The 1,233-nt window shown below is 54.4% G+C and carries 1 protein-coding gene; it reads right to left on the minus strand.

Annotated elements, in window-relative coordinates; genetic code table 11:
- Window positions 1-1,124: IS4 family transposase (locus tag BLR34_RS16555; RefSeq protein WP_092704996.1), on the minus strand; the 1,124-nt coding region annotated here is incomplete at its 3' end.
- Window positions 1,125-1,233: the final 109 nt, after the last annotated feature.

The raw sequence follows: 1,233 nt of genomic DNA on the forward strand, positions 1-1,233 counted from the left end.
TGGGCGTGCGACCGGAAGGTCGCCGCCCAGCGTTCTGGTGGAAACACGATCTCGTCATCTGCGACAACGGTGAGCAGATCCAACAAATCACGGCTCACTAACAGCGACAGCAACGCTGCGTACAGCAGAATCTCGACAACATGGGATTTGCTCGTAGTGAACTCATCCAGTTCGTACTGCGTCTTTAACTCACGAAACAGCAACTCTACTTCCCATCGACACCGGTAGAGTGTTGAGATATCTTCGGGAGAGAACTCTTCTCGCGGCAGATTCGTGATATAGAGGTGGTGCTCGTCGGCGTCCTCGTTGCGGACGCCGACGACACGGAATGTCTTCGTATCCCATGATTGCGTGCCCGCGTACGGCCTCCGTTGAAACTCTGCCTCGATCTCTACGTCAATGTGCTGTCGGTAGAGATCATCCACAACATCCTGGATCTTCTTTCCCTCCAAGGGAATGGCGTCGCCACGCCATTCCCGTAATTCCTCCGTAACTATCGGATTAGCATTCGATTTCAGCCGACTCACGAAGTAGCCGTCATTCTCGTCAATCAACGCAAAGCGGCGGTACTTGAAGTACGCTTGATCGAACAAGACTAACCGATCTTCGAGCCACGGTCCTGTGTCAAACTCAGTGCTGTCGTGTGCTTTTTCGTCGGTAACGCTGAACTGCTCGATTGTTTGGTCGGTGACGTTGTGGAGCAGGTGGAGCCGCGCTCCACCCTGCTCTCCTCTCCGGGGTTTGTAGTCATCTGCGAGAAACCGGTGTAGCCGCAAGATAGTGCCGTCAGCAACCATCACATCACGGAAGCGAGAGAGATCGTTGTCGACAGTGTCAGGAACAGCGACCTCGTCGATCCCGTGTTCGACGAGGTCGCGGAAGTACTCTGCAAGTGTCGGCGTCAATCGCTGATAGAACCCGCCAGGAGAGAGTGTCTTGTCCGCTGTGTTGTTGTAGCTACGCCGAAAGCCAGCCAGTGTTCGGCTCTCGCCTGCGGCGAAGCCGAACACGAATGACCATACAAAGGCAGGCATCTGCAGTTTCCCATCCCGCTCGACCACGCCGAGTTCCTCGGCGTGCTCTTCGAGCAGATCAGATGGAAAAAGCGTAGTGAGTCGACGCATTATTCTCGATGAGGAGGTTTTGGTGTGCACAGCCTTTCCTCCTCATTCCTCTCAAAAAGACGCCTCGATAAGCCGCTGCTGTCTCGTTGTTTTTCGCTTAGCTAAAGAC

The sequence above is a fragment of the Halovenus aranensis genome, from assembly GCF_900100385.1.
In the GTDB taxonomy this organism is placed as follows: domain Archaea; phylum Halobacteriota; class Halobacteria; order Halobacteriales; family Haloarculaceae; genus Halovenus; species Halovenus aranensis.